Genomic DNA, 25729 nt, shown 5'->3' on the forward strand with positions numbered 1-25729 from the left:
CGGGCAACTGTCTGACGCCATCCACTGGACGCCACGGCGTCAAAGTCCTACCTCTGTAGCAACCGCCAGAGGATACAGATGAACAAGCCCCCTCTTACCCTATACCTTGCCGCTCCGCGTGGCTTTTGCGCTGGCGTAGACCGCGCGATTAAGATCGTCGAAATGGCGATCGAAAAATGGGGTGCGCCCGTCTATGTGCGTCACGAAATCGTCCACAACAAATTTGTCGTAGATAGCCTGCGTGATTTGGGCGCGGTATTTGTCGAAGAACTTGACGAATGCCCGGATGACCGCCCCGTCATCTTTTCCGCGCATGGCGTCCCCAAGGCCGTTCCAGCCGCCGCAGCAAAGCGCGAAATGATCTATGTCGATGCGACCTGCCCGCTGGTGTCCAAGGTTCATATCGAGGCACAGCGCCACGCGGATAACGGCCTTCAGATGATCATGATTGGCCATGCAGGCCACCCCGAAACCGTTGGAACCATGGGGCAATTACCAGATGGAGAGGTCTTGCTGGTCGAAACCGTCGAAGACGTGGCAACGGTGCAAGTTCGTGACCCCGAACAGCTTGCTTTTGTGACCCAAACCACCCTATCGGTCGACGACACGATCGACATCGTCGCGGCACTAAACGCACGCTTCCCCAAGATCGTCGGCCCCCACAAGGAAGACATCTGCTACGCCACCACCAACCGCCAAGAATCCGTCAAAGCCATCGCACCAAAATGCGACGCGATCCTTGTGGTCGGCGCACCGAATTCGTCAAACTCCAAACGATTGGTCGAGGTAGGCGCCCGCGCAGGCTGTGCCTATTCCCAACTCGTGCAACGCGCGACCGACATCGACTGGCGTGCGCTTGATGGCATCAAAACGATGGGGATCACGGCCGGGGCGTCCGCCCCCGAAGTCCTGATCAACGAAGTCATCGACGCCTTCCGCGACAAATACGACGTCACGGTTGAACTGGTCGAAACCGCCAAAGAAAACGTTGAATTCAAAGTCCCGCGCGTGTTGCGCGAACCGGCCTGATGCCAGACGCGAAAACAATCGCGATCTATAATGAAAAAGCAGCGGAGTATGCCGCGCTAACCAAAACCGCCAAACCCGACGCTTCGCTTCAGGCATTTATCGACCTAATGCCCGAAGGTGGACGCGTGCTCGATCTTGGGTGCGGACCTGCGACAGCATCGGTGCATATGCGTGCCGCAGGGCTTTCGCCTGATCCTGTAGATGCATCACCGCAGATGGTCGCATTTGCTAACCAAAGCCATAATATCGGTGCACGAATAGGCACATTTGACGACATCAACGGGGTTAACGAATACGATGGTGTCTGGGCCAGCTTCAGCCTCCTGCACGCACCAAGAGAAAAGCTGCCAGAGCACTTTTCCGCCATCCATCAAGCGTTAAAACCTGCAGGTATTCTTCATCTTGGCATGAAGACAGGTTCCGGCACCGCCCGCGACGCCATGGATCGGCTCTATACCTACGTCAGCATTGATGAACTCAAAAACATGCTAACCACCGCAGGCTTTGCCATTGTTTTCACGCGTGAAGGCGTTGAAAAGGGGCTCGCTGGAACAGCCGACCCATTCGTGATTATGCGTGCAAAGAAAGAAACAAATGCCTGAACTATTCGCCTACACCGACGGAGCTTGCTCTGGAAATCCTGGCCCTGGCGGTTGGGGTGCACTGCTGATCGCGCGGGACGGCGACACTGTTGTTAAAGAACGCGAACTCAAAGGTGGCGAAGCCCACACAACCAACAACAAGATGGAATTGCTTGCCGCAATCACCACGCTTGAAACGCTGGACCGCCCAACCAAACTGACCATCGTGACCGACAGTTCATACGTCAAAGACGGTATCACTGGCTGGATCCACGGCTGGAAGAAACGCGGTTGGAAAACCGCAAGCAACAAACCCGTCAAAAACGAAGACCTGTGGCGCAGGCTTGATGCCGCCGTACAGACTCATGACGTGACGTGGGAATGGGTTAAGGGGCACGCCGGACACCCAGAAAATGAACGCGCTGATGAACTCGCGCGCGCGGGCATGGCCCCGTTCAAGAAATGACACTGCTCGCATTCCTCGATTACGCATCGGTGTTTGTGTTCGCACTCACAGGCGCGCTGGTCGCCAGCCGCGCGCAGCTAGACTTGGTCGGGTTTGTCTTTATCGCCAGCCTGACCGCAGTCGGCGGCGGGACCCTGCGCGACATCATCCTAAATCGAGATGTCGTGTTTTGGGTCGATCATCCCGCATACATCGGGGTTGCGGCGCTGGCGGCACTACTGGTCTTTCTGACGGCACACCTGCTGGAAAGCAGATATAAAACCATTCTGTGGCTAGACGCGTGTGCACTTGCCGTCGCCGTACCCGCTGGCGTCGCAGTCGCGCTCGCCACCAATCAGCCACCCAGCATCGTGATCATCATGGGCATCATCACCGGCTGCTTTGGCGGGCTGATGCGCGACGTGGTCTGTAACGAAGTCCCATTGGTGCTAAAGCAAGGTGAACTATACGTGACCTGCGCAATGGCAGGCGGCATCGCAGCCTCAATCGCGCTTTACTTCGAAATCCCCGAAGCAACTGCACTCCTCATCTGCGCAGGAAGCGCCTTCGCCCTCCGCGCCGGAAGCATCCAGTTCGGCTGGCACCTCCCCGTCTACAAATCCTACCCACCGCGGCAAAAGTAGAGCTAAGGGACAGCATCTACCACTTCGTCGCAGATGTTAGATTGAAGCACCCAATTTACGAAGTGGCGTATCCAATACAACGAACACCCTCAAAAACGACGTAGGTCTCGTCGGAATAAACCATATTGTCTTCAATTTCCCCTATATCTGTTTCAGGACAAGTAATGCGGATCGCAGACCGCGCCAAATTTAGCCGTTCCTCTTGATCGACTACGGCCGCAGCAAAAAATATCTCGATATCACTTCTGAAATAGTCTGCATGCCCGACTACCCCATTTGGGTGAATGACTTTCGTTCCGACCAACTCGCGAACTGCTCGCAAGGACACCCGTGGTCTAAACGACAATGTATTCTCGTAATATGGTGTTAAGCGTTCGTAATACCATGCCCCAGAATACCCTGTCCGGTCCTGATGTACTGCACAGCCCGAACAGGCTAGAACGGACAGCACCGCTATTTTACTTTTCACTTTGTTCATAGCCACGCCCCCCCTTGCGGTTTGATATCGCAAACTTGTCAGGTACCAACGCCCAGAACAATCTTCCCAATATGTGCACTGCTTTCCATCCGCGCATGGGCCAGCGCTGCGTCCTCCATGGCGAACTCTTGATCCATGACAGGCGCAACCTTACCCGCTTCGATCAATGGCCACACCTTTGCCCTCAACTGGTCCGCGATACGCGCTTTGGCTAAATCTGATTGCGGGCGCAGGGTCGATCCGGTCACCGTCAAGCGACGCATCATCAACTGCATCAGGTTCAATTCGACCTTTGGCCCTTGCAGAAACGCGATCTGGACCAGCCGTCCGTCATCAGCCAAAGATTTCAGGTTTCGCTGAATATACGGGCCGCCGACCATATCAAGGATCAGATCAGCCCCACCAACAGATTGCATTTTTTCAACAAAATCGACGTCGCGATAGTTGAACGCAGCTTCGCCCCCCAGATCGACGCATGCCTTGCATTTTTCGTCGCTACCAGCGGTAGTAAACACGCGTGCGCCAAAAGCTTTGGCAAGTTGGATCGCCGTCGTGCCGATCCCGGAACTGCCGCCATGCACCAAGAACCGTTCGCCCGCCTGCAAGCCACCGCGCATGAACACGTTAGACCAAACAGTGAAAAACGTTTCCGGCAAACAAGCCGCTTGCGCCATACCAAGGCCTGCGGGGACAGGCAAACAATGCGCGGCAGGTGTCGTGACATATTCCGCGTAACCACCACCGGGCAAAAGCGCACAAACATGATCACCGACAGCAACTGTCGTCACGCCAGCACCAACGGCAACCACCTCACCAGAGGCTTCTAACCCCGGAAGATCGCTCGCGTTTTTTGGCGGATTGTATAGCCCTGCACGCTGCAACGCGTCCGGTCTGTTCACGCCAGCAAACGCGACCTTAATCAATACATCGTCATGGGCGGGCTGTGGCATTGGCCGGTCAGCTAGCTTCAATACATCCGGCCCGCCGGGCTGGGAAATCTCAATGGCCTTCATCATTGCGGATCCTTCCAAACACCCGGCAAGTCATCGGGGACTGATCCCGCAGGGGCCCGTACGCCGGATAATATCTTTCCCAACGGTCCCGTGAACGGCTTTAGCAATGGGTTTGCATTAACCTGCGCCTTCACCTTCTCGAATTTCATGACATCATCAATACGGCGGTCAATAAATGCATCTGTCGCCTGACCATCCAAACTGTCATCGCCCAACCAATATAAAACAACAGACGCATACACAGCCGAGAGCGTCATGCGCTTGCTGTACCAATTCGCATCACGTGACGTATCGCCAAGCGCATTCCAAATCGCGTCAGCGGTGCCCCAGATCAACTTTGCCCCGTCCGCAGCCATATGGGGCATCGCAAATAATGTCGTACCACGGCGCACAGCCTCTTTATCATCAACGGCGGATAGACGCAGACGGATGGCTGTCGCTACTTTGTCTCTGAAACGTAATTCCGACAGGTCGGTCGCCTTCAATGCAGCAACCATCGCATTGTCACCCTGTTGATGGAACGCAATCGCCAAATCAACCGCGCCGCGCGGGCAGCTTGCTTTGGCTTCAGCATCCGGAATTTCTACGTCATTGACAGCCATGTTAAACGCGGCCGGCGACCAGCCATCAAAAGCGACATGCGGCAGTATCGCATCCAATAACTTTGCCTTATCTGGTGTAATAGCAGTCTTAGTCATCGCTGTTCTCCTTACGGCCACGGGTACTAGACAAACTAGCCCACCTTTGCTATCTGCCCACTTCCTGCAATTTTTGCAAATCCAACTTAGAGAGGTGGTGAAAACCACATGCAGGTTAGTGTTCGTGATAACAACGTCGATCAGGCGTTGCGTGCTCTGAAAAAGAAACTTCAGCGTGAAGGCGTTTTTCGTGAAATGAAGCTTAAGCAACATTTCGAAAAACCGTCAGTACGTAAGGCGCGTGAAAAAGCAGAAGCTATCCGTCGTCAGCGCAAGCTGGCTCGGAAGAAGCTCCAGCGCGAAGGTTTGCTCTAAGCAATCCATCGTGACAAATTTGAACCCCGTTTGAGAAATCAAGCGGGGTTTTTTCATATTACATTTATAGGTTTTACTTTATCCCGCCCTATGGGAACGTTAAGATAATTTGATCATTTCGAAAGTGAACGCAGATGACATACACGCGCGGCCTACTTATTTTCATCTCAAGCCTTAGCTTAGCAGCATGCGAAGACCAAGGTTTTGGCGACGGCAACACCCCGAGCACGGGTATTGTCACACTATCTGATGAGGGCGAAATTCCTGATCAAAATTATGAAGAAGACGGTGGTTCAGGATCGCATTCTGATCTTTCAGTCGTCGGGACGGCCCTAACTGGGTACGCCTATTCTTACGGGCTTGTAGATGGCACAACCAACTTTGTCGGTGTTGCCGGAATTGCGCCCGCGTCCGACCCCGGCGATGCGATCACAACTGGAACAGTCAGCTACGATGGAACCTATGCGCTCACGCATGTTGACGAAGACAGCGAAACATTCGTAACGGGTGACATTACACTGATCGCTGCCTTTGATACCGGGTCAGTAACCGGCGACGACGGAGATCTTGTTGTGAACGGTAATTTCTCGGGAACAAATCTCGGGGGAAGAGTAACTTACGAAGACCTTACCGCAAACCTAGATGGTGTTGTTGGTACCGACGCGGTTGTTGGCGCCTTTGCCGGGAATGACAGCGAAAGCCTAATTGTTGGTGGTATTGTAGCGACCCCAGAATAATGGCGCGTTATCCTTGTGCCGGGGGTGTCTGCCACTCTCGGCCCAGAAGAAAACGCTGCCCTAAGGGTCCATTCGAATAACCGAGGTACGCTTATCCGACACGCAGATTCGCACTGCACTTTGCCCGCCTGCAATAACAAGTTCAGGGAACAACGCCTCAATTTCTTTTTGGGTCGCAGTTGCGTCGATTTCTGCAACACCCGGAAGATAGCTTTCTGTCCAAAGACCATCACATTGCACAATTTGATGCTGGTCGAACATCACATGGTAATACTCAACCCCGTCTAAGCACTGATCGACAACAATAGTGTGATCGTTCTTTAGCTTAGTCACTGGCACTAGTATTTCGTCTTCACCAAACAAAAGTTCCGCTCGCCAGTCCGTGATCAAAACACGATGCTGCGGTGATAATCGCATATCACACTCAGGCTGCCCCGCAGCAAATGCATTCTGTTTAACAAGTATTGGACAGAATTTTGGGTTAGCCACCAACGCCGCCCGAGGTAATCGAGTAGCCCCAATCCAACGCACAGTTTGTGGGCCATGATCAAGCGTCAAAACAAGGTCGCCCACCTTGATATCTTCAACTGCCATCAACCCAAACGGGGTTTCCAACCGACAGCCGCGTGTAAAGCATGGTGGCGAGGCAAGCGTCGTATATGGGTTACTTGGTCCTTCTTGGCTCGACAGCACAGTAAGCGGCACACCAACAGGAGGGAAGCCACCAACGCCACCGACAAATGCAAGCCCTTCAACTGTAGAATACGATGGCCCGCCTCCGGCTTCGTTAATATTGAACCCACGCACGACATAGGTATTCCCGTCGGGGTCCTGCAACGTTAACCCATACTCTGCCTCAACACGCTCGCCTCCTGCATATGCAACGCCATCATAGGTTTGTGCGCCATCTAGGGTCTGACCATTACTCGAATCCTGAAAATTCGCGTTGTCATCGATGATGTTAACAGCCTGCCAATTATTGTTGTTCAACGTAATAGTCTTACCAACCAGATGAGTTCCGTCACCTTGGGTAATTCCTGACAACTGCGCACCATCAGAAATCGTAATATTGGATTCAGCTAGGGTATATATCGTTTCGACAGGCAACAGACCAACCACTTATTCGACGCTTCGTTCAACATATATACTTAGTCGTAAAAGTATATGCGCGACCACTCAATCCCAACATATCTGGCCGCGAACGGCCAAATTTCTGGGTTTTTCGTCAAATTCCTAGCTAATGCTGCTCTGGCACTAGGATCTCGCGCTTACCAACGTGGTTGGCCGAACTGACCACGCCTTCGTCTTCCATCTGCTCAACCAGACGCGCGGCCTTGTTATAGCCGATCGCCAGTTTGCGCTGGATATACGAAGTCGAACATTTCCGGTCCTTGATCACAATCGCCACGGCGGTGTCGTACAAAGCATTCTCTGTGTCAGATCCGTCACCCAGTCCCAACACCAGATCAATGTTGCTTTCTGTACCCTCTGGCGGACCCTCGACAACACCAGACATGTATTCTGGCGGACCAAAGCCCTTAAGGTGGTTCACGATTTCTTCGACTTCTTCATCGCTGACAAACGGACCATGAACGCGGGTGATCTTGGAACCGCCCGCCATGTAAAGCATGTCACCCATGCCCAACAGCTGCTCGGCACCCATTTCACCAAGGATCGTGCGGCTATCGATTTTCGACGTCACTTGGAATGAAATCCGCGTTGGAAAGTTCGCCTTGATGGTACCTGTAATGACGTCAACCGACGGACGCTGCGTTGCCATGATCAGGTGAATACCCGACGCACGCGCCATCTGCGCAAGGCGCTGAATGCAGGCCTCGATCTCTTTACCGGCAACCATCATCAGGTCGGCCATCTCATCGACGATCACGACGATATAAGGCAGCACCTCTGGCGCGAACTCTTCGGTCTCGAACACTGGATCGCCCGTTTCATCGTCAAACCCGGTCTGGACAGTGCGGCTGAACATCTCATCCTTGGACAGCGCGTCTTTGACACGGCCATTGTAGCCATCAATATTCCGCACGCCCATTTTGGACATCTTGCGGTAACGCTCTTCCATCTCTCCCACGACCCACTTCAGGGCGACGACCGCCTTTTTGGGGTCGGTCACAACCGGGGACAACAGGTGCGGAATGCCGTCATAAACCGATAGTTCCAGCATCTTGGGGTCGATCATGATCATGCGGCATTCTTCGGGCGTCAGCTTGTAAAGCAGCGATAGGATCATGGTGTTGATCGCCACCGATTTACCCGAACCCGTCGTACCCGCGATCAATAGGTGAGGCATCTTTGCAAGGTTCGCAACGATAGGCTCGCCACCGATATCCTTGCCCAGCGCAAGCGGCAGTTTCTGGTTTCCATCACCAAAATCACGGTGCGAAAGGATTTCGCGCAGCACAACCTTTTCGCGGTTCTCGTTAGGCAATTCGATACCGATCACAGTACGGCCCGGCACGGTTGACACACGTGCAGCAAGTGCAGACATCGAACGTGCAATATCATCGGCCAAACCGATCACACGGCTGGCTTTCAAACCCGGTGCGGGCTCAAGCTCGTACATTGTGACAACGGGGCCGGGGCGCACGGATGTGATTTCGCCTTTAACACCATAGTCATCCAGCACGCTTTCCAACATGCGCGCATTCTGTTCCAGCGCATCATCGCTCAGGTGATGACGCTGAACGTCGATTGGGTTCATCAACAGATTAAGCGGCGGGTGCTCGTAATCTGCGTATTTGTCGTCAAACGCCAATGCAGGTTGGGCTTCTGCCTTTGCTTGGCGCGATGGCTGTGGCGCACGCTTTGGCGGATGCTGAATGACGGCACGTGGTTCAGGCGTCGGTGCAGCAACCGGTGCCGCAGAAACCCGCGCTGTAGCAGATGGTGCTACGGGAACATGCGCCGGCGGAATCGGCATATGTGGCGCTGCAACATAAGGTGCCGCGTCCATGTTTGGCTGCGTTGTGTCCTCATCATCCAGCTCCGGCATCGGCTCTAGCTCGGCGATTGGTGCACGTTCTTGAACAAACGCAGACGCAGGTTCCTGCGCGGCAGGTTGGGCTGCAACAATTGGCGCTTCGCGATTACCAAAGACAAGCGGCTTAGGACCGCGACCAGCCGTCAGTGACGGTTCAATACGGACACCAGTCGGCGAGGGGGGGATCTCGCGTGCCTTAATCGCATTGGCAATACGCGTGCTAACCCGCTCAGAGTCATTGGCGAGCGGAGCGATTGGCTCAATCGGCGCAGGCGTCACCAACTCTGGCTCTGGCATTGGATCATTGCGTTTCAACAGCCCAGACAAAAAGCTCCCGCCGGTTGCAGGTGCTGGCTCTGACGTTGTGACAGGCTGCGGCTCTACTTGCGGTGCTTCGATGTTGCGCGATGCCGTCAATGGCGGCGCAGGTGGCATCTTTGGTGCTGCACCAGTCACCGGTGGTTCAGACACAGGCATCGCAGGGCGTGCACGCACAACTGCGGCAGCGCGGGCCTTTAAATCGGGTACGCTTGGGGCTGGATCGGCAAACGTGTCTTCTAACACATCTTCATCCATGAAATCAGTTGTTGCCCGGCGCTCTGCTGCGGTGGCGCGATATGTTTGCAGGTTAGCGTTCATGCCCTGTGCAGCCTTTGCAGACAATGCAGCGCCCTTTCCAACAAGCTTGAGCAGTGTCGCATACAGCATCACTGTCCCAAGTAGCAGGAACCGCCCAGCAATGCGCAACTCAGGCCGAGTAAACCCAAGCGCAAAAGCCATTAAAGCAACCAGCGCAACGCCTGTCAGTAACGACAGCAGCTTAACACCGAAGACTGCGCCAAACGGAACGATGGTCAGGATAACACCTAAAACAGTATCACCAAAAAGACCGCCCATGCCAAAGTTAGCAGGCCAATCAGTCCCCGGCGTCAGCGTGGCGGCATAAACAGCGCCAACAACAATCGCGACAGGGGCAAAGATAATGCGGCCCATTGCGCGATCTTGACCGTGGTGCAGTACAAAACGCGCACCCCAAGCGATCAACAGAACTGGCACAACCCAGATACCAAGACCAACAACCATCATTAGCGGCGCAGCAATAGACGCACCAAAATGGCCCAGCCAGTTTTGGACAGGGGCATCAGTCGCAGAAATCCAGCTTGGGTCGTCAGGCGAATAGCTACCAACGATCATGGCAATGATCAGGCCAACAAAGCCAAGCCCAAGACCCAGCAATTCCTTGCTGCGCTTTTCAAGCGCCGCTTGCGTTGCACTATCCAAAAGAGGGTCCCGCTGCCGTGTTTGATATGATGCCATCTTTACCGTCCTCAACCATACAAACAGTCACGAATCAAAGTCAGTCCGCGCTGCATTTCTTGTGTTGGGGCCACCATAGCGACCCGAATATAACCTGCGCCGGGGTTCTCGCCCGCGACATCGCGACTGAGGTACGCGCCGGGCAAAACCCGAACACCTGTTTCCTGCCACAGCTTTAGCGCCGCCGCTTCGCCGTCTTCAACAGGCAGCCAAAGAAAGAAACCCGCCTGTGGCGATTGATACCCCGGCACCTGCCCGAATATTTCATCCGCGATTTCGTATTTCTGATGATAAAGCGCGCGGTTTTCTTCAACATGCGCTTCGTCATCCCAGACCTTTGCTGCAACTGCCTGCAGCGGCTCTGGCAAAGGTGCGCCCGCAAAGGCGCGTAACTGCCGAATACGCGCGATGGATTTTGTACCACCAGCACAGAACCCAGACCGTAGGCCCGGCAGATTCGACCGTTTCGACAGCGAATGAAAAATGACCACCCGATCAGGATCTGCACCCATCTCGGTCGCGATCTGCAATGCACCAACCGGCGGCGTCTCGCGATAAATCTCGGAATAGCATTCATCAGCAAAAATGATGAAATCATGCTTTTCGGCCAGCGTGATCAACGCACGCCAATATTCCGCATCAGCCACAGCACCCTGTGGGTTCGCGGGCGAACAGATATAAGCAATCGTCGTGCGGGCCAGAACGTCATCAGGCAACACATGGAAATCTGGCAAGTGACCGCTGCTTTCGGTCGCCGGGACATAAATCGGCTCGGCACCGACAGACAGCGCAGCAACAGCATACACCTGATAAAACGGGTTCGGCGTCAGAATGACAGGCTGGCCATTATTTTCTTCAGGGCTCAACGCCATCGCAGCGTTATACAGCCCTTCACGCGTTCCGTTCAGTGTCAGAATTTGGTCATGCGCAAGGTCCAGGCCATAACGGCGGTTCAAAAACCCGGCGATCGCATCAAGCAAGTCATCAGTGCCGTTATTATTCGGATACTTTGCAAAGCCCTGCAGATTAGCCGCAAGGATATCACCCACAAACGCAGGAAACGCATGGCGCGGTTCGCCAATCGTCATATTGATCACGTCCGAGGCCGTTGTCGGTACGTCAAGTAACGCACGCAAACGGGGCCACGTCGCAACCGGGAGGTTCGAAAACCGCTCGGGTAACACCATAACTGCCTCAATTCACGGGATCATTTCGCCCCGTTTTTTTACCAAAGTAGCGTGATGCCACCCTGTCTGTCCAGAACTAGCGGCGAATCGTTGTGATTTTGTGGCTTTTACGCCAGCGCTTGTTCAGCGGCGGCACACAGGCGCAACAGCGCGGCCTCGCCCCCATTTGACCCGTTAAACATGATCCCGCAGGATGGAACGCCAGTAGGCAAAGTCACAGACGCCAAATCAAGCAGGTTCGCCACACGTGTATTACGCAGCGCCAACAAGTTCTCGGCCTTATAATATGAGTCATCCGACAACAGGCGATCCGCATGCGGCGGCAGTATCGGCGCCGTCGGCATAATCACCGCATCAAACTGCACGACCTCGGCTGCGTATTGCTTGCGAATATCGCGCAGCAGGTTCCAACCCGCCACGTAATCAGGGCCACTTACATCCTTGCCACCACGAACACGCTCCAAAATCTGCGGGAACATCTTTTCGGGATTTGCCTCGACCAGATCACGCCACCAGCCATAGCTATCAGCGGCGTACAGATTACCCGCCACATTGAACGCATCAAACAGCTGCGAGAAGTAGCGGTGCTCAACAATCGCGCCAGCGTTCTGCAACCGTTCAACCGCACTTTGGAACGCCGCCCGCGGCGCATCGCGCACATCATCGGGAACGATGGTATCCAACACCATCAACCGAACACCTTTTAAATCTGTATGCCCCAGATCAACGGCTTTCTCACCCTCCAACGCAGCATACAAAAGCGCGGCATCCTCGACCGACCGGCACAGCGGACCGACGGTATCAAAGGTCAGGCAAAGCGGCACAACACCATCCAGCGACAACCGCCCATGCGTGGTTTTCAAACCAACCAGATCGTTCCACGCAGACGGAATACGCACCGATCCACCAGTATCAGACCCTATTCCAGCCGCCGCCAACCCAAACGCAACCGAAGTCCCCGCCCCAGACGATGACCCACCAGCAACGGCGTCATGGTCATTCACACAAGGCGGCGTCGCCGTAATCGGGTTCAGCCCAAGCCCCGAAAACGCGATCTCGGACATGTGTGTTTTACCAAGGCACACCAGCCCGGCAGCAGTCGCATTCTGCAACACCAACGCATCCTGCGTCGGCACACGGCCCGCCATCAATGCGGTACCTGCCTCGGTCGCAATGCCAGCGGTATCGAACAGATCTTTCCAAGACACAGGCACACCATCCAACGGCCCACGGCGAAACCCGGATTTTGCGCGCTCTGAAGCCGCAGCAGCCTCGGTCCGCGCACGGTCATGCATCACCCGCGCATAGATACGATGACGGAATTCGTGCGTATCAATGGCATCCAGATACACATCCGTCAGAGCAACCGGATCAATCTCCCCCGCCCCAATCGCACGACCCAAATCAGCCGCCGTCATCCATCGCCAATCTTGCATGTGAATTCTCCTATCTTACTGCGACCCTAGCGGGGAGGAAAACGGAGAACAATCGAGGAAAGGAGCGGCTTCGGGTCACAGTTTGTGCCGCAGTCATTGGCTGCGCTTCAATTTGGTATGTTATAGCTGGCTAAGGTCCGGTAATATCGGGGCCATAGGTCACTGACTGGTCTTTTATGACAACGTGACCGCGCTTCTCCAGTTGAGCAACCATCGCCGCCAGTTCAGCCTGGTCTAAACTCTTCAAGAAAAGGGCATTGACCGTGCCAATGAGAGTTTTAAGCTTCCTTGGTCGCGATGTGCCCCTAGATCTCAAGCTGTCGATTATTGCTTCAATTTTCTGATCCAGTGAACTTGCGTTCGAGATTTTGACGAATGGAATCTCCGATAGATCGGGGTGACGGTGGACGTGGATTTTTCTTTCCCGCAGATGAGCAACCAAAGGGTCAAAGCCCTTGTCACGCGATACTATGTGGAAATACGCACTGCCGTCTTTTGCGGCCAATTCGCCCAAATAGAACGCGATATGGAAGTCCAAAGCGTTCGAACCGTTCCCCGAAATCCTCTGATAGCTAGCATTCTGCCCTAAATCTTGTAGCGCTTGAGCAAAATCAAAGGGGACGTTTTTCTGGTTTGCGCCGACAAATACAATCAACGTGAAGGTGTGCCCTGATAGCAGCCCTAGATTTTTAGGCTGCACATTTTCAAAGTCGATTAAAATATAGTTGTTCTTCAATCTTTGCGCTCCAATGCTCGCTCTTAATCGTAGCGAATTAGCTTACAAACAGCAAATTCTCTGGTGTCTTTTTTTTGCAAAACCTTTACGCGTGCCATAAAGCCGACAGCACCTGCTAGAAACGCGCATATCCGCTTTTGACTACCATCCTCGCACTTCCACACCGCATAAACGCACGCAGCATTAACCCCGTTCGGCTATACAAAATATGCCCGACACCAGTCCGACGCATCTCCGGCCGCTCACTTCCCAATAAAATAACGCGTTAATCCTCACTTCGAGCCAAACCGCAAAAACCACAGTACGGTACCCCACCTCAGCGGCCAAGGATCGCATGGACAATCTGGCCCGCAGGGTCATATTACGCCCTATGGATACGGATATCATCATCGTAGGTGGCGGGCTGAACGGCCCGGCCTTGGCACTGGCTGCTGCACAGGCAGGCTTTGCCGTGACAATCATCGACAGCTTGGCCATTGATCGGCGCAAACGCCCTGATTTTGATGGGCGCAGCTATGCTTTGGCGCTGTCATCAAAGCGTCTATTACAAGGCATCGGTGTATGGGATGCCGTCAGCGATGACGCCCAGCCGATGCTAGAAATCAAGGTCACCGATGGCCGTGCAGGCGAAGGGCCAAGCCCGTGGATGCTGCATTTCGATCACGCCGAAATCGAAGAAGGCCCGATGGGTTTCATGGTCGAAGACCGCCACCTGCGCCGCGCATTTCTTGACGCGATGGCAGAGGAACCTTTGATCACCCAACTGTCCAAAGAAACCGTTGTTTCACAGGCGATCCAGAACGCCCAAGCCAGCGTGACGCTCGCCTCTGGCAAGGTGGTAACTGGACATATTTTGGTCGGGTCTGATGGTCGCCGCAGTGGTACCGCCGAACGCGCCGGGATCAAGCGCACTGGCTGGGGTTACGGGCAAACCGCCGTAGTCTGCGCCGCCGTCCACGACAAACCGCACGGCGGTATCGCGCACCAGTTCTTTATGCCCGGTGGCCCGCTTGCCATACTGCCGCTCACGGAAAATCGCAGCTCAATCGTGTGGAGCGAAACTGACGCCCGCGCCACCGAACTCGCCACAATGAATGACACAGATTTCCTTGATGCACTGCGCCCCGCCTTCGGCAGTTTCCTTGGCCAAATCAGCCTGACAGGCGCAAGGTTCACCTATCCGCTAGGCCTCACGCTCGCCAACAGCCTGATCGGTGATCGGCTAGCGCTGGTCGGCGACGCCGCCCACGGGATGCACCCCATTGCAGGGCAAGGATTGAACGCCGGATTACGCGACGTGGCCGCATTGGCCGAGGTCCTATCAGACGCGCGCGCGCGCGGCGAAGACATCGGTAGCCTGCAAGTTTTGGAACGCTACCAACTATGGCGGCGGTTTGACACGGCGACGCTCGCGCTCGCCACTGACACGTTCAACCGACTGTTTTCAAACGATAACCCACTGCTGCGTGCAGCGCGTGATATCGGCATGGGCGCAGTCAACGCGATCCCCGGCCTTCGGCGCGGCTTCATCCGCGAAGCAGCCGGGCTGACCGGTGATTTGCCAAAACTAATGCAGGGGTAGCGATCAGTGACCATTACAAAAGAGGACGAACTGGACGGTCTAAAGGAAATCGGCCGCATTGTTTCCAACACCATGCACACCATGGCCAAAGCAATCGAACCCGGCATGACCACCGCAGAGCTAGACGACATCGGCCGAGAGCTGCTGGAGCGTGAAGGCGCGGTATCTGCCCCGCAATCCGCCTATGACTTTCCCGGTGCAACATGCATTAGCGTGAACGAAGAAATTGCCCACGGCATTCCGGGCGACCGCGTTATTGCGTCTGGCGATCTGGTCAATATCGATGTGTCCGCGTCAAAGAACGGGCTGTTCGCTGACACCGGCGCAACCTTTCGCGTTGGCAAGGTCCGGCCATCACTGGATCAACTGTGCCGCGACGGCAAACGCGCAATGCAGATCGGTATCAAAGAGGTGCGCAGCAATAGGCCCCTCGCCAACATTGGTAACGCAATCGGACGCTTTGCCGCGGATCGTGACTATACGCTGATCCGTAACCTTGCCAGTCACGGTGTTGGCAGATCTCTACATGAATATCCAAATGAAATCGCTACATGGCCGACCCGTAGTGACAGACGGCGAATTAACAAAGGGCTGGTGCTGACCGTTGAGCCATTCTTATCCAAGGGCGGACTTTGGGCGACTGACGGTGACGACGGATGGACACTTTACAGCGAACCTCAGGCACCCGTTGTTCAATATGAACATACCGTTGTCGCGACGGACAAAGGCGCGATTGTTGTGACCATGCCGGGTTAAACACGGGCTGGACTGAACTTGAGTCTGGTGTAATCTGACCTCGCACAATCAAAACATGTTGAGGATAAGATGCCCAACAACGACACGTCGCCCTTTTTCGATATCCATAAATCGGTTAAACGGCGGGCGGTTACGAGGTTGATTATCGTTCCCCTAATGGCCATCGGACTTATCTATTTTGGGCTACGTCTAATCCCGGGCAGGTTTGGCTTTGGCATGTCGATCCACGACCCCAACTTCTGGAACATCGTTGGGGTCTTCTTGGTTGGCACTGGGGCCTACCATCTTATTAAGGAAGCCGTTTTTGCATATCGGTCACGCAAACCGTCTGGATACTGGCATTTTCGCCTAACGTCTGACGATTTGCTTTGGCATGTGCCGCAACATGCACACGGCACAGAAATCGGGTTTCATGTGGACCTTTCAGACATCAAAGAAGTCGAATTCCGCACGCTTGAACGCGACGAACAATCTGATCGACGCAGTTATTGGATGCACTTTAACTATGACACACCCGCGATCGAGCTTAAGAATTATTCAGGTGTAAGCCTAAGTTGGATCGCTGAGAAAATCAGAGAAGCTGGCGTGCCTTACAAAGAAACGCGCAGAGCGTATTAATCAATCCAGCTTGCGCGCCTCGTCCACCAACATCACTGGGATGCCATTGCGAATTGGAAAGGCAAGCTGCGCGTTTTTCGACACTAACTCTTGCTTTTCTGCATCATAGGTCAGTGTCGCTTGGGTCATTGGGCAGACCAAAGCCTCTAGCATTTTTGGATCGAATTGTGTCTCGTTCATTGCAAAATCTCGTCCCCTGATCCGCCACGCAAGGCGAACTGGATTAGTGTTGTCAGCGTCTCGCGGCGCGTGGTGAGTGATGGCGCCTCTAGCAGGGCTTGCTTGTCTTCGGGATCAAAAGGGCACAGCATCGCGAGTGAATTGATCAGCAGTTCATCGTCTGCATCACCCAAGCTGTCCCAATCTGTGGACAGGCCTTTGTCTTCGAAAAACCGACCAAGCGTTTTCATGAATGGTTCTCGGTCAAAACCGGGATCTTTCTCGGCGCTGCCAAGATCGCGATCAAAACCGTTCCAATCAACTTTGCAGCGTCGATAGGGCGTGAAACCATCAACCTCATTTGCGATCCGAAACCGCGATGCGCCGGATAGAGTGATCATATAGCGTCCATCCTCTGTCTCAGAGAATGCGGTGATCCGACCGGCACAACCAATCGCGTGTAAACGGCTACTGTCGTCCGGGCGCGCATAGGGTTGGACCATGCCAATCAGTCGGTGCGAAGTTTTCAGCACATCATCCAGCATCGCCAGATAGCGTGGTTCAAACAAATGCAACGGCAAACGTGCGCGCGGCAAAAGCAACGCACCCGGTAGCGGGAACACAGGAATAACATCAGGCAGGTCAGCGATTGGTATCATGACAGTCAACCTAGGCCGATATACCGATCATGCAAATATCAACGATGACAATTTCCGACGACCATTCAAGACAATTGGATCTTTTGCCTCTCTAGCGTCGAAAATCGTAAACAACTGTGCCTTGGCCGCTCCATCATTCCACTCGCGATCACGGCGGAACAGTTCGAGCAGTTGATCGACCCCTTCCTCTACCTGCCCGTTCGCATGCAGGGCAATTGCCAGATCAAAACGGGCTTGGTGGTTTGCAGGGTCAGCTTCTACTGCGGCTTGCAGTTCAGCGACCGGACCCGCGTTTGCTGCTTCGCGCGCAAGGGTGATTTGCGCATGTGCGGCCTCAAGCAACGGATCTGTCGAAATTTCTGCCGGTGCACCGTTCAAGACCGCCTCGGCCTGTTCAACGTCATCCAATGCCAGATAAGACCGGACCAGCCCGGCATAGGCGGGTGCACTGTTCGGTTCCTCTTGCAGGATCGCCGAGAATGTTTCGACAGCGTCAGCAACTTCGCCTTCGTCGAGCATCAATTCAGCGGCTTCAATCGCAGCGGACAGCCCTTCAGCTTCGGGATCACCACCAAGCGCCGCAATCTTTTCAACAAATGCGTTGATCTCGGATGGGGGTATTGCACCTTGAAAACCATCGACAGGCTTACCCTGAAAAAACGCATAGACGGTTGGGATCGTCTGTACTTGCAATTGACCAGCGTAGGCTTGGTTACGATCCACATCAATCTTAACTAATTTGACCCGACCGCCCGCGTTGGTCACGGCCGCCTCGATTGCTGGGCCCAGTGTTTTGCACGGGCCGCACCACGTCGCCCAGAAATCCACGATGACAGGCACGGTTTGTGATGCCTCGATAACATCGGCCACAAATGACGCGTCAGTTCCGTCTTTGATCAGATCAGCAGGGGCCTGTGGGGTGGCGTCCAATTCCAGCATGTTCTGTCTCCTTATACGTTTGTTACCGCATATATGTGCGTTCCTGCGCGATAGGCCAAGAGGCAATGACACTTTACCAATAACGTTTCCGAACATAGCGTGCAGACATGACAAAAACATTGATGACATTTGGCGATAGCAACACGCATGGAACGCCACCGATCCAGAAGCGCGGGGTATATGCACGCTATGGTCGTGAAACGCGGTGGCCAACGGCTGCACTTGCTAATCTTGGACTAAACTGGGAGCTGATCGAGGAAGGGCTGCCCGGACGCACCGCCGCCTATGCCGACCCAACGATGGGTCCGCACATGAACGGGCAGCTGGGACTACGGATTGCGCTGGAAAGCCACGGACCTATTGATGTGCTGGCGATCATGCTTGGCACAAACGATCTAAAGGCACATTTTGGACTGACCGCCGAAGGCGTTGCTGCAGGGATCGCGGGCCTTCTTGCCATCGCAAATTCCGAAGAATACCAAACAAGACACAGCGGCTTCGAAGTCTTGCTGATCTGTCCGCCTTTGGTGCTTGAACAAGGGCCTATCTCAGACGTGTTCTATGGCGCGGCGGCCAAGTCAGCACAGCTTGCGCCGCTTTATGCCGGGCTTGCGGCACATTGGGGTGCTAAATTTTTGGATGCGGGACAGCATATTGAACCAAGCCAAATCGACGGCGTGCACTTTGATGCTGACGCCCAAATCACCCTAGGCCACGCGGTGGCCGCAGCGCTATGATCCCAAAACTTGCTGCCATCGCCGTGGTTCTTCGCGGCGACCACGTGCTGCTTGCCCAGCGAAAAAACGAACCCGATGCTGGGCTGTGGGGTTTTCCGGGTGGGCATGTTGAATTTGGTGAAACGGCGCTGGACGCGGCTGCCCGCGAGTTATTTGAAGAAACCGCCATCGTCGCAGAACCCGCACGTTATCTAACAAACCTAGACATCATCACACATGATGCGAATGGGACTATCGAGCATCATTTCCTACTAGCAGCGGTCCTGTGCACCTATCGATCAGGCACGCCAAACGCATCCGACGATGTAGACGAAGCAAAGTGGTTTGAAATCGCTAAGGTTCCCGCACTAAGAACAAGCGCCGATGTTGTAGAAGTAATCGCGCTGGCGCAATCCGTCTACTCGACCACCCCAACCATCGGACCTAGCTGAAACCCAAAGTCAGAGCGCCGAAGGTCGGTTGAATAAAGCCGCGAAACTTTGCCATCGAAATACAACGCGTTGGGTAGTTTCAAGAAATCGCGGAAGAAGCTTCCGAATTCGTGGAATGTCACCGCGTTGTTTGAAATCGCGAATACGGCTGTTGCGCCGTCTTCTGTCGTCCCGACCCCATTGCGTAGATAGCGTGACGTGCTGTCGACCAAGAACCGTGGATGCAGGTCACCATCAATCACGAGCATTGGCCCAGACTGCGTCGCATCGCGGCATTCTGGTGTTTTACTTAAATAATCGAGAGTTTCATAAACCTGCGCCGCGTCATCGGTCAGGCACAACACGCCATTGGGGAGCAGTCCAAAGTTTCCCGGCCCCGCGTTCGGGATCACGCGCATTTCTTCGATCCCGTTTTCGACATAATGTCCGACAGGCGCACGATCATCGTGGTACATCCCGGCATTCATCGCAAAAACAAGCGTGCCTTCGACCGCGAAATCATCAACGGCCGAAAAACTGCCCAGCACTGCGCCTTTGTCATCGCGAAGGAATAACCGCAGGTCTTCGGTCGCCGCATCAACGCTACAGGTAGTGTAGCTGTTGCCTTCGTAAGATACGTCTGCGCAGGTGACAGCCGCCGCCGGGGCGGCCATCCAAACCAACACAAACGCCAGCGCGCGCATTAGTCGTCGATGTCCTGACGCACGTGGTCTTCGGCCAATAGGGCGCGGGTCGCGTCCATTTGATCGAAAGTACCATCAATTTCGAACCGCAGTTCAGGTGCGAACTTCATCGTGCCCCCTTTCACCACAAGGTGGCGAATTTCATAGCGGTTACGACGCATCGCTGCCAAGGCTTCTTCTTTGCCTTGCCCGCCGAGCGGCAGAATAAACGCCGTTGCGATGCTAAGGTCCGGCGTCATGCGTACTTCGCCCACGGTGATGGACATGCGATTAAGTTCAGGGTCATGCACGTCACCACGTTGCAGGACTTCGGATAGGATGCGGCGAAACTGTTCGCCCACGCGCAACATACGTTGTGTGGGTGCCTTGCCGTCGCGATTTGATTTCTTTGCCATGCCCCACATTTAGGCCTGTTCTGCGCCAAAGCCAAGCAAGGCTTTGCGTCAGCGGCAATCCACGGCTAATAGGGAACAAACGCGAAGGGATAGACCAATGACAGATACTCCAGGCATCGTAATTACCGGTGGATCAGGCAAAATGGGCCAAATGTTGATCAACACGGTTCTTGCGTCAGACAAATGCCGCTTGGTCGGCGTGGTTGATCGTGCGGGACACGACTGGATTGGTCAGGACGTTGGCACAGCGATGGGCGGTCAGCCAGTTGGCGTTACCGTAACTGACGACGCGCTAGAAGCCTTTGCCAAGGCGCAGGCGGTTATTGATTTCACAGCCCCTGCCGCGACCGTTGCTTTTGCGGAACTCGCCGCCCAAGCCCGCGCGGTACATGTGATCGGCACGACTGGGCTGACTGATGATGATCTTGCCGCGATCAATGCCGCTGCGCGCCACGCCGTTGTGGTCCGGGCTGGCAACATGTCGCTTGGTGTGAACCTGCTGGTAAAATTGACCCAAAAGGTTGCCGCCGCATTGGATGAAGATTTCGATATCGAAGTAATTGAAGCCCACCACCATCACAAGGTTGACGCCCCATCAGGCACCGCCCTTATGCTAGGTGAAGCGGCGGCCGAAGGCCGTGGCGTCGATCTAAAGGATGTGCGCGATAGCGGGCGCGATGGCATCACTGGCGCACGCAAACGTGGTGATATTGGTTTTAGCGCGATCCGTGGTGGCGATATCGTGGGCGAACACGACGTCATGTTCGCAGCACCCGGTGAACGCATCGTCCTACGTCACCTCGCGACCGATCGCGCTATCTTTGCACGCGGTGCGCTCAAGGCCGCGCTTTGGGGTCAGGATAAAGCACCGGGCGAATACGACATGATGGACGTTCTTGGGCTCTAAATTTAGTAATCCCGTTCAAAGAACACCCCAACACTGGTTTCACCATCTTGATCAACGCTGCCTTTGGCGGTGATCTCGTTGGTGATATCCAAGTTGATGTTGACCTCTGTTTCACCTTCGCTAGTGATCGTCACATCGGTATAGACGTTATCGGTCAAATATTTACCCCCGCGCACGGCGGCGTTGCCCTCATCATCCGTGGTGACGTCAAAATCATCCAGCCCGATATTCTCACGCAAGCGATCCATCGCACCCCCACCCTTACCGGCAAGCGTGCTGATCGCTGACGCCAATTGCACCGCCTGAAGCGGGCTGATGCTTTGTAAATCACGACCAAAGATAAGCTGAGAAAGGACCTCATCCTGCGGTAGTTCTGGAACCGATTCAAATCTTACTTCCGGCTCATTGGCTGGACCTTCAACAATAATGTTGATCGTGGTTCCCGTCGTCGACGTTGTTGTTGCCACAAGCCGGATGTAAGGCGCAAAATCGCCCTGCATTGTCGCGCTGCCCTCTGTCAGGTCAAACCGCTGTTGCAGAATATCGATGCGCCCGCGCACCAGTTCAAACCGACCAACAGGCACAACATTCGCTGTGGTTCCTCCGATGGTCAGCCGCCCACCCAGTTCAGCATCAAGGCCACGACCACGAATAAAGATTCGCGACGGTGCATCAACGATAATGTTCAACGGATAGGCCCGCTTTGAACCGGCACTAGAACTATCACCGCTGGTGGCCGCCTGAAGAACGCCGGCGCGCTGCAAGGTCTGCCGCACGGCAGCACCTTCGCCAAGGTGCACGACGTCAGGAAGGTCACCAAGCGAACTGATACTAGACGACGGCACCTGAATATCGGTTTGCCCCAATGTCAGCCGTCCCGCGATACGTGCCCCGCCATCAACCGGGCCCTTCATCGTGATCGTACCATCCACTGTAGTGGAATATAGTTCGGGATCTTGCTGCACCACGTTATCGAAAATCAGGGCAAGATCGGCCTGTTTGGAACCCGTCAGGCCAATAGGACCGCGAACAGAAAGGCTCCCTCCGCCTTCGACTTGCGCACGTAAATCAAACTGCGCAGCATCGCCGCTTAGGCTGATCTGCCCACCAATATCAGATAACGCCTGCTTTAATGTCGGCGCAGTCAATCGACCGTCAGCGAAAGTCACGCGACCATTCAACGACGAAAGTTCAGGCTGCCCGTTAACGCCAATATCGAAATTCGCAGTACCGCTTAGCCGCCGTGGGTCGATTGCAGCGTTTGCCAAGGCAAGCGGCGCACTGCCGTTAATGTCCAAATCCATGCTACCGTTTTGATTGACTTGACCTTTAACATCGGCACGCAAACCGCCAGGTCCAGTACCTGTGGCGTCGATGCCCCAGTTCCCAGATTCGTCCAATGAGGCGGATCCTGTTGCGCGCACGGGGCCGCTGATCTGGTCGGTCAGCACACCAACATCGCGCAAACTTGCGTTAAACCGACCCTGCCCATATCCAGCAGCGCCGTTCAGCGCTCCGACAATCGATACTTGCGGTGTCGACACCTCGAGCGTGCGAACAGCCAACACGCCGTCCGACAAGCCGACTGCTGCATTCACACGTCCCGTTCCAGCAATCAACGGATCAACAGTTGGATTTCCAACCCCCAATTCGTCGCTGCGCGCAGCGATTGTCGCGTCAAAACGGCTAAGATCGGGTAGCAAACTGCCCGAGGCAGATAGCGTCACACCACCCGTTAACGGCTGCCCCACCAGAGCCGCGAACACACCAAGGTCGGCCACATCCGCAGTCAGTTCACCTGTCACCTCGTAATCATTTGCAGGTGCTGCCACATTCGCATCCAAGGCGATATTGGCCCCAGCGCCAGACATACGCAAAACGGTATCCGTTGCATTTCCAACGCCCGGGACAGCATTCAAAGTGAGCGAGATGGGACCATTCAAGCCAGGGTCAAGAACAGCCGCATCAGTAAGACGCAGATAAATGTCGGCAGTTGTTGGGCCTTCGGCACGCAGATCAGCATCGCCGCCCAACATAAACGCATCAGTGAGAACCGACAGATCAGAGATCAAAAGAGAATCATTGGCTGGCCGTGCAATCGAAACGCTGAATTGACCGTCTCCGGCCAGAAGGGGGTCAGCCCGTTCGATCCCGGTGACCACGTTTTGGGTTTGCCCCGACACATCAAAGTCAAAACGCAACTGATCACTCAATAGCACGCCACTCGCTGTTACGTTGGCTGCCCCTTCTAAAGGCTGACCAACCAGAGCAGCATAGCGCGAAAGATCTGACACAGCCGCGCGCATTTGACCATTAATCGTTTGTCCTATCTCCGCCGGATTAATGCTTGCTCCACCAGCAAAGGTCGCATCGGGACCCGCGCCGTTCACCGTTATCTCAATAACACCCTCAGCGTTGCGCTGTAATTGCCCCGCGACAGTCGCGGCACCCGATACTTCGGGCACAACAGTTGCCACATCACGTAGGCTTGCGTTGAACTGCGCTGTAGTCTGTTCGCTGGTTAACGATGCCGAAGCCGTCACCGCAGCTGCTTGAGTTTGAATACGCAACGAATCCAGCCGCGTGCCTTCGGTATTCCGCGTCGCGGTCGCGGCTATTGTCCCGCGGCCCGCTAGAACGGCATCCGCTTGGGCAACCCCGACGGATAAATCATCTGTTTGCCCCGATAGTGCAATATTGAATAGGCCGTCGAGCGGTGTCAGCGCAGCCTGCAAGTCAAATTTTGCCGCACCACCAAGCTCTTGGCCAATGAGCGTTGAAAACCTTTCCAGACCTGCAACGTCGACCTGCGCAGTTGCAGAGGTTTGAAACCCCGACTTTGGACCATCAATTGTTCCGGTTACCGCGATATCAATTCCTGCGCCGCTGAGAGTGAGTTGGCTGATTTCAGTTGGCTCGTCTTCAGCGCGCGCAGCAGTCAACAGACCCTCAATACGATCACCAAAGGCGCGGGCTGCCCCAGCATCATCCAGCTGAACGCCTGTCGCCCCATAGGCCAAATTCGCGGTCACCTGACCAATCAGGTCGCCTTCGCCGGGTTTGAGTATTCCGCCACCCCGCAAGCTCAGATCATCGATTTTTAGTCCGGGTCTATCAAAGCCTGTCACGGAAATGTCCGCGCGCCAGTCATCGGCTGTCGCAGCATCATATGAGATCGCAAGATCCGCGCCGTTCACATAGGTTTTCGGACCAGACAAGGGCAACAGCACGGCCTCATTTGTGACGGGCGTAATAGCGCCAGCCAAGTCGATCAGTTCTGGCCAACCTTCATTGCCAATCTGCAAAGCACCAGAAAGCGTGACACGCCCGGCATCAATCGCGATTTCAGGAATGTCGACGCGCCCTGTATCAGACAATACGGCTTGGGCTGACAGCTGTGCATCCGTACCAAAGAAACTTTGGTATTCTGGGTTAAACAACGGCGATATGTCACCGCCAACGTCCAGACTGATACGCTGCTGCGCATCAGCATTCAGCAATCCAAAGGTGCCGCTTAAACGATCTTGACCGTCAGTCGCGATGGCAAGAGTTGCGTTATAATCGTCGATAGGTGCGTTGCCTTCGATCGCAAGTTTCACAGATGGCCGCCCCGGTAGATCCAGAATACGGGCCGCAATGCCATCAGCACCCTCTTCAAGGTTCAATAACAGATCAAGCACACGTGTTTCATTAGAGTACCCGCCATTGATTTCAAAAACGCCCGCCTTTTCCCCAATTCGTGTGGCTGTAATATTGGCGTCACCTTCGCCACCACCCAACGATGCTTGTCCCGATAGGCTGATCGTTATGGGCTCACCCAAGAATGTCTCGCCCAGTTCGATCTGTTCGATACTCAATTGATCTAAAGCGATGCTGACGGGCAATTCAGGCAGTGCAAATGGCGTGGCTTCTGCGACTGGGCCGGATGCAGATGCTTCGGATACTGGGGGGCGTGACACAACGATACGCGCCGCGCTTAGTTCTTCGACATCAATCGCACCACGCAAAAGCGCGCTACGGTTCCACTTGAGCACAATATCCTCGAGCGAAAGCCAAACGCCATCCGCATCAGAAACAGTTAGGACATCAATCGTCGCGTTCGAACTTAGTGCACCTTGGAAACCGATGATGCTAACATCCCGACTGACGCCAGACAGATTTTCCTCGATCAGTTCGGTTAAATACCCTTTGTCTTCTTCCTCTTGGGTCTGTGCAGTCACAGCCATCGGCAAGAACATCGCACATATTA

The 25729-nt window shown here is 54.6% G+C and carries 26 protein-coding genes; 12 read left to right on the forward strand and 14 right to left on the reverse strand.

What is annotated here, in order from left to right; genetic code table 11:
• The first annotated feature begins 78 nt into the window (after positions 1 to 78).
• Genes ispH through CYQ09_RS14190 form a run of 4 tightly spaced genes read left to right on the forward strand, consistent with a single transcriptional unit; the run spans position 79 to position 2699 of the window.
• Positions 79 to 1029, forward strand: a complete 951-nt coding sequence (ispH, locus tag CYQ09_RS14175) for a 4-hydroxy-3-methylbut-2-enyl diphosphate reductase (RefSeq protein ID WP_106746049.1) — start codon at positions 79 to 81, stop codon at positions 1027 to 1029.
• On the forward strand, positions 1029 to 1631 hold the full coding sequence (locus CYQ09_RS14180) for a class I SAM-dependent DNA methyltransferase (RefSeq protein WP_106746050.1): 603 nt from the start codon (positions 1029 to 1031) through the stop codon (positions 1629 to 1631). Before ispH ends, CYQ09_RS14180 begins: the two co-directional genes overlap by 1 nt.
• Positions 1624 to 2076: a ribonuclease HI gene (gene rnhA / locus CYQ09_RS14185; protein ID WP_106746051.1), complete on the forward strand. Its 453-nt coding sequence runs from the start codon at positions 1624 to 1626 to the stop codon at positions 2074 to 2076. The genes CYQ09_RS14180 and rnhA overlap by 8 nt, the downstream gene beginning before the upstream one ends.
• A complete protein-coding gene (locus CYQ09_RS14190) occupies positions 2073 to 2699 on the forward strand; it encodes a trimeric intracellular cation channel family protein (RefSeq protein WP_106746052.1) in 627 nt (208 codons plus the stop codon). The genes rnhA and CYQ09_RS14190 overlap by 4 nt, the downstream gene beginning before the upstream one ends.
• 55 nt (positions 2700 to 2754) lie before the next feature.
• On the opposite strand, the gene CYQ09_RS14195 is transcribed toward CYQ09_RS14190, so the two are convergent.
• The 3 genes from CYQ09_RS14195 to CYQ09_RS14205 are packed head-to-tail and all read right to left on the reverse strand — an operon-like array spanning position 2755 to position 4888.
• Entirely contained in the window at positions 2755 to 3177 is a 423-nt protein-coding gene (locus CYQ09_RS14195) for a hypothetical protein (protein ID WP_106746053.1), read from the reverse strand.
• A gap of 38 nt (positions 3178 to 3215) precedes the next feature.
• Positions 3216 to 4193, reverse strand: coding sequence for an NAD(P)H-quinone oxidoreductase (locus CYQ09_RS14200; RefSeq protein WP_106746054.1), 978 nt, complete (start codon positions 4191 to 4193; stop codon positions 3216 to 3218).
• Positions 4190 to 4888 (reverse strand): COQ9 family protein, encoded by a 699-nt coding sequence (locus CYQ09_RS14205; RefSeq protein ID WP_106746055.1) that lies wholly within the window; start codon positions 4886 to 4888, stop codon positions 4190 to 4192. The genes CYQ09_RS14200 and CYQ09_RS14205 overlap by 4 nt, the downstream gene beginning before the upstream one ends.
• Positions 4889 to 4996: 108 nt before the next feature.
• On the opposite strand from CYQ09_RS14205, the gene rpsU reads away from it, so the two are divergent.
• Together rpsU and CYQ09_RS14215 are read left to right on the forward strand one after the other, a co-directional pair.
• Positions 4997 to 5203, forward strand: a complete 207-nt coding sequence (rpsU, locus tag CYQ09_RS14210) for a 30S ribosomal protein S21 (protein WP_008231221.1) — start codon at positions 4997 to 4999, stop codon at positions 5201 to 5203.
• A 134-nt stretch (positions 5204 to 5337) separates the two neighbouring features.
• The gene (locus CYQ09_RS14215; protein ID WP_106746056.1) at positions 5338 to 5940 is read left to right on the forward strand and encodes a hypothetical protein; all 603 of its coding nucleotides are present in this window, start codon (positions 5338 to 5340) and stop codon (positions 5938 to 5940) included.
• A 60-nt stretch (positions 5941 to 6000) separates the two neighbouring features.
• On the opposite strand, the gene CYQ09_RS14220 is transcribed toward CYQ09_RS14215, so the two are convergent.
• From CYQ09_RS14220 to CYQ09_RS14240, 5 genes are all read right to left on the reverse strand, one after another.
• A complete protein-coding gene (locus CYQ09_RS14220) occupies positions 6001 to 7047 on the reverse strand; it encodes a Hint domain-containing protein (protein ID WP_162617684.1) in 1047 nt (348 codons plus the stop codon).
• A gap of 130 nt (positions 7048 to 7177) precedes the next feature.
• Entirely contained in the window at positions 7178 to 10255 is a 3078-nt protein-coding gene (locus tag CYQ09_RS14225) for a DNA translocase FtsK (RefSeq protein WP_106746058.1), read from the reverse strand.
• Positions 10256 to 10266: 11 nt separating this feature from the next.
• Positions 10267 to 11442 (reverse strand): aminotransferase class I/II-fold pyridoxal phosphate-dependent enzyme, encoded by a 1176-nt coding sequence (locus tag CYQ09_RS14230; RefSeq protein WP_204353963.1) that lies wholly within the window; start codon positions 11440 to 11442, stop codon positions 10267 to 10269.
• Positions 11443 to 11549: 107 nt separating this feature from the next.
• Positions 11550 to 12878 (reverse strand): amidase, encoded by a 1329-nt coding sequence (locus CYQ09_RS14235; protein ID WP_106746059.1) that lies wholly within the window; start codon positions 12876 to 12878, stop codon positions 11550 to 11552.
• A 130-nt stretch (positions 12879 to 13008) separates the two neighbouring features.
• Complete coding sequence (locus tag CYQ09_RS14240) at positions 13009 to 13614, reverse strand: PIN domain-containing protein (RefSeq protein WP_106746060.1); 606 nt, start codon at positions 13612 to 13614, stop codon at positions 13009 to 13011.
• Between the two features lie 334 nt (positions 13615 to 13948).
• On the opposite strand from CYQ09_RS14240, the gene CYQ09_RS14245 reads away from it, so the two are divergent.
• From CYQ09_RS14245 to CYQ09_RS14255, 3 genes are all read left to right on the forward strand, one after another.
• A complete protein-coding gene (locus CYQ09_RS14245) occupies positions 13949 to 15196 on the forward strand; it encodes a UbiH/UbiF/VisC/COQ6 family ubiquinone biosynthesis hydroxylase (protein WP_106746061.1) in 1248 nt (415 codons plus the stop codon).
• Positions 15197 to 15202: 6 nt separating this feature from the next.
• The gene (gene map / locus CYQ09_RS14250) at positions 15203 to 15952 is read left to right on the forward strand and encodes a type I methionyl aminopeptidase (RefSeq protein ID WP_106746062.1); all 750 of its coding nucleotides are present in this window, start codon (positions 15203 to 15205) and stop codon (positions 15950 to 15952) included.
• A gap of 156 nt (positions 15953 to 16108) precedes the next feature.
• A complete protein-coding gene (locus CYQ09_RS14255; RefSeq protein WP_162617685.1) occupies positions 16109 to 16570 on the forward strand; it encodes a hypothetical protein in 462 nt (153 codons plus the stop codon).
• Here CYQ09_RS14255 and CYQ09_RS14260 read toward each other — a convergent pair whose 3' ends face one another.
• From CYQ09_RS14260 to CYQ09_RS14270, 3 genes are read right to left on the reverse strand one after another with little or no spacing between them, the layout of a single operon-like run.
• Positions 16571 to 16750, reverse strand: coding sequence for a Trm112 family protein (locus tag CYQ09_RS14260; RefSeq protein ID WP_106746064.1), 180 nt, complete (start codon positions 16748 to 16750; stop codon positions 16571 to 16573).
• Positions 16747 to 17388 (reverse strand): LON peptidase substrate-binding domain-containing protein, encoded by a 642-nt coding sequence (locus tag CYQ09_RS14265; protein WP_106746065.1) that lies wholly within the window; start codon positions 17386 to 17388, stop codon positions 16747 to 16749. Before CYQ09_RS14265 ends, CYQ09_RS14260 begins: the two co-directional genes overlap by 4 nt.
• Before the next feature lie 27 nt (positions 17389 to 17415).
• The gene (locus CYQ09_RS14270) at positions 17416 to 18327 is read right to left on the reverse strand and encodes a thioredoxin family protein (protein WP_106746066.1); all 912 of its coding nucleotides are present in this window, start codon (positions 18325 to 18327) and stop codon (positions 17416 to 17418) included.
• Positions 18328 to 18434: 107 nt separating this feature from the next.
• Between CYQ09_RS14270 and CYQ09_RS14275 the strand changes: the two genes are divergently transcribed.
• On the forward strand, positions 18435 to 19064 hold the full coding sequence (locus tag CYQ09_RS14275) for an SGNH/GDSL hydrolase family protein (RefSeq protein ID WP_106746067.1): 630 nt from the start codon (positions 18435 to 18437) through the stop codon (positions 19062 to 19064).
• On the forward strand, positions 19061 to 19495 hold the full coding sequence (locus CYQ09_RS14280) for an NUDIX hydrolase (protein ID WP_106746068.1): 435 nt from the start codon (positions 19061 to 19063) through the stop codon (positions 19493 to 19495). The genes CYQ09_RS14275 and CYQ09_RS14280 overlap by 4 nt, the downstream gene beginning before the upstream one ends.
• On the opposite strand, the gene CYQ09_RS14285 is transcribed toward CYQ09_RS14280, so the two are convergent.
• Together CYQ09_RS14285 and rbfA are read right to left on the reverse strand one after the other, a co-directional pair.
• Positions 19462 to 20178 (reverse strand): phosphodiester glycosidase family protein, encoded by a 717-nt coding sequence (locus tag CYQ09_RS14285; protein WP_106746069.1) that lies wholly within the window; start codon positions 20176 to 20178, stop codon positions 19462 to 19464. The genes CYQ09_RS14280 and CYQ09_RS14285 overlap by 34 nt on opposite strands.
• The gene (gene rbfA / locus CYQ09_RS14290; RefSeq protein WP_106746183.1) at positions 20178 to 20573 is read right to left on the reverse strand and encodes a 30S ribosome-binding factor RbfA; all 396 of its coding nucleotides are present in this window, start codon (positions 20571 to 20573) and stop codon (positions 20178 to 20180) included. The genes CYQ09_RS14285 and rbfA overlap by 1 nt, the downstream gene beginning before the upstream one ends.
• A 97-nt stretch (positions 20574 to 20670) precedes the next feature.
• On the opposite strand from rbfA, the gene dapB reads away from it, so the two are divergent.
• The gene (gene dapB, locus CYQ09_RS14295) at positions 20671 to 21480 is read left to right on the forward strand and encodes a 4-hydroxy-tetrahydrodipicolinate reductase (protein ID WP_106746070.1); all 810 of its coding nucleotides are present in this window, start codon (positions 20671 to 20673) and stop codon (positions 21478 to 21480) included.
• Between the two features lie 2 nt (positions 21481 to 21482).
• Here the strand turns inward: dapB and CYQ09_RS14300 are convergent, their stop codons facing one another.
• Positions 21483 to 25706, reverse strand: coding sequence for a translocation/assembly module TamB domain-containing protein (locus CYQ09_RS14300; protein WP_239495957.1), 4224 nt, complete (start codon positions 25704 to 25706; stop codon positions 21483 to 21485).
• Between the last annotated feature and the right edge of the window lie 23 nt (positions 25707 to 25729).

The sequence above is a fragment of the Yoonia maritima genome, assembly GCF_002933395.1.
In the GTDB taxonomy this organism is placed as follows: Bacteria; Pseudomonadota; Alphaproteobacteria; order Rhodobacterales; family Rhodobacteraceae; genus Yoonia; species Yoonia maritima_A.

Bases quoted from the DNA above. Each gene is read 5' to 3' on its own strand.
- ispH (WP_106746049.1), top strand. From the start codon at position 79: ATGAACAAGCCCCCTCTTACCCTATACCTTGCCGCTCCGCGTGGCTTT.
- CYQ09_RS14180 (WP_106746050.1), top strand. From the start codon at position 1,029: ATGCCAGACGCGAAAACAATCGCGATCTATAATGAAAAAGCAGCGGAG.
- rnhA (WP_106746051.1), top strand. From the start codon at position 1,624: ATGCCTGAACTATTCGCCTACACCGACGGAGCTTGCTCTGGAAATCCT.
- CYQ09_RS14190 (WP_106746052.1), top strand. From the start codon at position 2,073: ATGACACTGCTCGCATTCCTCGATTACGCATCGGTGTTTGTGTTCGCA.
- CYQ09_RS14195 (WP_106746053.1), bottom strand. From the start codon at position 3,177: ATGAACAAAGTGAAAAGTAAAATAGCGGTGCTGTCCGTTCTAGCCTGT.
- CYQ09_RS14200 (WP_106746054.1), bottom strand. From the start codon at position 4,193: ATGATGAAGGCCATTGAGATTTCCCAGCCCGGCGGGCCGGATGTATTG.
- CYQ09_RS14205 (WP_106746055.1), bottom strand. From the start codon at position 4,888: ATGACTAAGACTGCTATTACACCAGATAAGGCAAAGTTATTGGATGCG.
- rpsU (WP_008231221.1), top strand. From the start codon at position 4,997: ATGCAGGTTAGTGTTCGTGATAACAACGTCGATCAGGCGTTGCGTGCT.
- CYQ09_RS14215 (WP_106746056.1), top strand. From the start codon at position 5,338: ATGACATACACGCGCGGCCTACTTATTTTCATCTCAAGCCTTAGCTTA.
- CYQ09_RS14225 (WP_106746058.1), bottom strand. From the start codon at position 10,255: ATGGCATCATATCAAACACGGCAGCGGGACCCTCTTTTGGATAGTGCA.
- CYQ09_RS14230 (WP_204353963.1), bottom strand. From the start codon at position 11,442: ATGGTGTTACCCGAGCGGTTTTCGAACCTCCCGGTTGCGACGTGGCCC.
- CYQ09_RS14235 (WP_106746059.1), bottom strand. From the start codon at position 12,878: ATGCAAGATTGGCGATGGATGACGGCGGCTGATTTGGGTCGTGCGATT.
- CYQ09_RS14245 (WP_106746061.1), top strand. From the start codon at position 13,949: ATGGACAATCTGGCCCGCAGGGTCATATTACGCCCTATGGATACGGAT.
- CYQ09_RS14255 (WP_162617685.1), top strand. From the start codon at position 16,109: ATGGCCATCGGACTTATCTATTTTGGGCTACGTCTAATCCCGGGCAGG.
- CYQ09_RS14260 (WP_106746064.1), bottom strand. From the start codon at position 16,750: ATGAACGAGACACAATTCGATCCAAAAATGCTAGAGGCTTTGGTCTGC.
- CYQ09_RS14265 (WP_106746065.1), bottom strand. From the start codon at position 17,388: ATGATACCAATCGCTGACCTGCCTGATGTTATTCCTGTGTTCCCGCTA.
- CYQ09_RS14270 (WP_106746066.1), bottom strand. From the start codon at position 18,327: ATGCTGGAATTGGACGCCACCCCACAGGCCCCTGCTGATCTGATCAAA.
- CYQ09_RS14275 (WP_106746067.1), top strand. From the start codon at position 18,435: ATGACAAAAACATTGATGACATTTGGCGATAGCAACACGCATGGAACG.
- CYQ09_RS14280 (WP_106746068.1), top strand. From the start codon at position 19,061: ATGATCCCAAAACTTGCTGCCATCGCCGTGGTTCTTCGCGGCGACCAC.
- CYQ09_RS14285 (WP_106746069.1), bottom strand. From the start codon at position 20,178: ATGCGCGCGCTGGCGTTTGTGTTGGTTTGGATGGCCGCCCCGGCGGCG.
- rbfA (WP_106746183.1), bottom strand. From the start codon at position 20,573: ATGGCAAAGAAATCAAATCGCGACGGCAAGGCACCCACACAACGTATG.
- dapB (WP_106746070.1), top strand. From the start codon at position 20,671: ATGACAGATACTCCAGGCATCGTAATTACCGGTGGATCAGGCAAAATG.
- CYQ09_RS14300 (WP_239495957.1), bottom strand. From the start codon at position 25,706: ATGGCTGTGACTGCACAGACCCAAGAGGAAGAAGACAAAGGGTATTTA.